This is a genomic window from Variovorax sp. P4_D9 (assembly GCF_056401695.1).
Genome location: NZ_JBFUIU010000742.1, coordinates 1 through 4,323 on the forward strand (window position 1 = coordinate 1; position 4,323 = coordinate 4,323).

Below are 4,323 nucleotides of genomic sequence, written 5' to 3' on the forward strand. Positions count from 1 at the left end.
GCGATGTTGATACCGCGCAGGCGGTTGAAGAAGCGTTCGCGGCCCAGGTACAGGTTCTGCGCCACGGTGGTCGTCGGCATCAGGCTGGTCTCCTGGAACACCATGGCGACCCCGAGGTGCAGCGCATCACGCGGCCGAGCGGGGCCGCGCTTTCACCCCGTCGATGGCGAGGGCCGCGGGGTGTGCAGTTGGAAGAGGTGGTCGAGGCGGCCGACGCGCCGCTTGCCCGGGGCCTGAAACCCACCATCGAGCGCATACGCAGCTCGGCGGCGGCTCGCCGAACACCGTCAGCCCTTTGCTGGACGTCTGGTTTGAAAGGCTTTCTGTGCGTGTGGCAGGTGTCGCCGTGCCGGCCGAGGACGACCTGCCGCCGAACCTGCGCAGCGCCTGGAACCATGCCAAGCACGAAGCGCGCACCTTGGCAAACAGACGCTTCGGGAAGAGCGCGAGGCGCTGGAGCAGGGCAGGGCGCAGCTATCCGCAGATCAGGCGGAGTTGGCGAAGCGGGAAGAACAGTGGGTGGCCACGAATGCGGCCATCGAGAACGCGCTCACCGAGACGCGCGAAGCGTCGGAAGCATTGCGAGGTGAGCTGACGTCGGCCCAAGGCGATTGAGTCATTCGCCAAATCATCCATAGGCGAATTGTCGTGCAAACGAAAAAGCCCCGGCTGTTTCCAGTCGGGGCAACAGGTCGGTGGCCGACCTTGGAGAAAGGTTTCCACGAGAGACTTCATCATGGGCTCTCTGGCGGAGTCCTACAACGGCGCTCTCCACTCAAGGCTACGCAGCGCCATCCGAATCGGAACTATTTCACAGTCGAGCCAACTAATTCGCGGCTTACAAACCCGGTGCTGCGGCTTGGACTGCTGCTTCTGGCCGCATTCTGACCTACCCGGGCCAGCACGAGCAGCACGCTGACAGCTTCGTCGCGCCCCAGCGAGACCAAAGCGGGCAAGCCTCTGCAGGAGCTTCCGGCGGCGCCGCGGCTGCTCGGGCTTGCGCGCTGGAGAGGATTCTTGCCGAGGCGGCGCATGCTTCAAAGCGACGGATGGTGGCCAGGACGCCGGCCATCATCCCCAGGCGAGCAATCGCTCGCTTTGCGAACTGCGAACCGGACGCTCCGCCCGTCCGCACCCGATGTGTGCAGCCGAAGCTCTTGTATGGCGAAATGAACCGCTGGTAGCCGTCAACGGCAGCTATCGCAAAGGTCTTCATGTACCTCGTTGGACGTCCGTGCTGAATGTCTGGCCCTGGCCGCATGTCGCCTCTACAGCCGCACATGGGGGACGAGCGTGAAGTGGCGCTTGTCACCGGGCCCAGCGCGCAGCTCTCGCGCATCGTGCCTACTGCTTCGACGCCGCGGCCTCCTTGACGAGTGCCGTCTCGGCAACTGGCTTCGACTCATCGATGAGGCAGCCAGGGTCTGACGTTGACGGCGTCGTGAGCTGCTCTGTGACACGAACGCGGCGAACAACAAGTTCGTCAATCTCCAACCGTCGGATTCGAACTCGGCCAACAAAGAGTCGACCGATAGACAAGGCACCAATGGCCAAAGCACCGATGGCTACGGCACAAATCGCGATAGAGCCCAATGCGACGGTACCGATGGCGTGGGCGCCCGTCGCGGCTGCGGGCATGGTCCGATCGCGTGCGGACTTTGAGGGCATCAATTTCATTGCAAAACTCACTGCATGTGTTGTCCGCCATTGATAGCGATGTTGGCACCCGTGACGAACGCGGCCTCCTCCGACGCGAGGTAGATGACGAGCCCGGCCACTTCCTCTGGCTTGCCCAGCCGGCCGACCGGGATCTGCGGCAGGATCTTGGTGTCGAGCACATCCTTCGGGATCGCCGTGACCATCTTCGTGCCAATGTAGCCCGGCGAGATGGTGTTGACGGTCACGCCCTTCTTCGCGACCTCGAGTGCCAGCGCCTTTGTGAAGCCGTGTACGCCAGCCTTCGCCGCCGAGTAGTTGGTTTGGCCGAAGGCGCCCTTGGAGCCGTTAACTGAGGACATGTTGATGATCCGGCCCCAGCCACGCTCGACCATGCCGTCGGCGACCTGCTTAGTCATGTTGAACAGGCTATCCAGGTTGGTACGCAGCACCGCGTCCCAGTTGAGCTCGCCCATCTTCTTGAAAGTCATGTCGCGCGTAATGCCGGCGTTGTTGACCAGCATATGGGGAAGGACTGCAGTGGGGCCCCCAGCAGTCATTCCGCCTACGTTTAGCCTGGGGGCAGGATCGCCCGCAGGACGTCCCTGAAAACGCCAAACTGCAATTTGAACGCTTGCGGGCTGTAGTCTTGGTAGTAACCTGCCGTCACCGCGACAACGAGATTGCGCTCCGGGACGATGCGAATGGACTGACCGCCTCGACCCAGTGCGCCAATCCAGTTAACCACACCCGCGTTGGACCGGGCGCGGCCGAGCCACCAGAGATACCCATAGTATTGATCGTCTGTCGCCTTGATCTTTGATGTCGTTGAGGTCTCGATCCAATCTCTAGAAACGATTTGGCGGTCGTTCCACCGACCGCCTGCGAGGACAAGCTGGCCGATTTTCGCCATGTCTCTCGGTCGCAAGCGCAATCCCCCTCCGGCATCAGTATCTCCCTTGACCCTGCCCCACTCTAAATCGGTAATGCCCAGAGGCTCGAACAACACTTCTCGGGCAAATACGTCCAGGGGGCGTCCGGTCGCTTTACGGACAATGGCGGAAACGAGGGTAAGCGCGCCGGTGTTGTAGAAGAACTCCTGGCCTGGCGGCGCAGTTGATGCCAGACCGAGGACGTAGCGAGACGGGTCTGCCGCCCTATGCATGCGCGATTCGTCGTTGTTCTCCCCCGTGGCTGGAGTTGCCTCCACCCACTCCAGACCCATTGTCATGGTGAGCGCGTGCAGCAGTTGGATGCGATCCTTCTCAGGCGAACGCAAGTCTGCGTATTCGGGGAAGAAGTTGAAGATCGGTTCGTTGACGCTGCGGATGAGTCCCCGTTCGATTGCAATCCCGACTGCAAGCGACGCGACGCTTTTTGAAACCGACTTCACGTCATGCAGGGTGTCGGCACCAAAGGTGACCTTTTTCACCCGGCTGCCAAAAAAGAGGCCAGGGACCTCGTCGGAACCGCTGAAGTACCGCTCGAACACTAGCGTGCCGCTGCGGGCGACCAGCACGGCATGTATGTTGGACGAAGCCGCGAGCTGATCAGCCATCCTGCACAGCGCACCAATGTCAATGAGCTTGTCGTCATCGTTGGCGGAGATCGCCCACCCATCGTCTCGCGCGCTTGGAGCACCACAGCCATCGGGCTGGTCCGCGAACGCTGGTAATCCAGGGAGCGATGCAAGCGCAGTCCCGCCGAGAAGTGAAGCAAACTGGCGCCGTCTCATATCCCATCCTTTGGTTCAGTCTGAAGCGGGCGCTAGCAGTGTAAGACCAGCACCGACACTTGGTCGGCCGGAGCAATGAAGGACCGCAATTGGCCGGCTGCAGCCGCTCGATCGCTAGGACGGCGTCGACGAGCGGCACGGTCTGGCCGGTAGCTAATCCCGACTTGAAAAAAACCCGCCGAAAGCGGGTATCTCGAGGCTCGGGGATCAGGGCTTGGCAGCTTCTTTCTTGACGGCTTCATTCTGGGTCGTGMCCGGAATCTTCTCACCAATCTTATTGCCAGCCTTGCGCGTGTCTGATGCGGCGTCGGACGCCGCATTGTCGACCGCCTTGCCGGTCGCCTTCTCGGCCTTCTTGGTGTCAGTCTTGGTCGCGTCCCAGGCTTTCTCGGCGTCCTTTTCTAGTTTCTTGGTTTCGCCTTGTGCGACGGCTGACACGCCAATGCACGCGGATGCCAGGGCCACTGCGGCCGGCAGGGTGCGAACGATGGACCTGATCATGAGGAAGCTCCTTGTTGAGGCTGGTGTGCCGGACTTGGCACTGTGACGCAACAAACGCCCAGCGTCAAAGGATGACACCGAAACGCCCGCCGCAAGACGTAACAGGCGCAAGCTGCTCAGCCTACAGCCGTTGCGGGAAGGCCAACAAGCAGACGTGCACAACGCGGATTGATGCACGGGCTGCAGCGATTGCGGCCGTTTCCCCTTCCATGCGATCACGATGCGAAAGGGCCGGAACGTCCAGACCTTCGGCACGGCCCGCAGCCGAGGCAACTCGTAGTTCCAGGCGCCGGAACCGGACCGTCGCGAGTGCCCGGTTATGGCCGGGACCGCCTATTCAACAAACACGCCGAAAGCTGCCCTTGGCCAACCGAGCGATCACGTTGAATGACAGCTGACGGGCGCGTCCGCGAACTCACGCTCGCGGCCAT

At 61.8% G+C, this 4,323-nt stretch carries 4 protein-coding genes and 1 pseudogene; 1 reads left to right on the plus strand and 4 read right to left on the minus strand.

Annotation, left to right across the window (positions count from 1 at the left end; genetic code table 11):
• Positions 1 to 163 precede the first annotated feature (163 nt).
• Positions 164 to 595 (plus strand): DNA-binding protein, encoded by a 432-nt coding sequence (locus AC1DY5_RS44065; protein ID WP_478120719.1) that lies wholly within the window; start codon positions 164 to 166, stop codon positions 593 to 595.
• Between the two features lie 294 nt (positions 596 to 889).
• On the opposite strand, the gene yidD is transcribed toward AC1DY5_RS44065, so the two are convergent.
• The 4 genes and pseudogenes from yidD to AC1DY5_RS44085 form a co-directional block, all read right to left on the minus strand.
• Positions 890 to 1,339: a membrane protein insertion efficiency factor YidD gene (gene yidD, locus AC1DY5_RS44070; protein WP_478120720.1), complete on the minus strand. Its 450-nt coding sequence runs from the start codon at positions 1,337 to 1,339 to the stop codon at positions 890 to 892.
• Positions 1,340 to 1,685: 346 nt separating this feature from the next.
• Positions 1,686 to 2,180: pseudogene (locus AC1DY5_RS44075) on the minus strand (SDR family oxidoreductase); the annotation flags it as partial.
• Between the two features lie 47 nt (positions 2,181 to 2,227).
• Entirely contained in the window at positions 2,228 to 3,391 is a 1,164-nt protein-coding gene (locus AC1DY5_RS44080; protein WP_478120721.1) for a serine hydrolase domain-containing protein, read from the minus strand.
• 207 nt (positions 3,392 to 3,598) lie between these two features.
• Positions 3,599 to 3,892, minus strand: coding sequence for a hypothetical protein (locus tag AC1DY5_RS44085; RefSeq protein WP_478120722.1), 294 nt, complete (start codon positions 3,890 to 3,892; stop codon positions 3,599 to 3,601).
• Between the last annotated feature and the right edge of the window lie 431 nt (positions 3,893 to 4,323).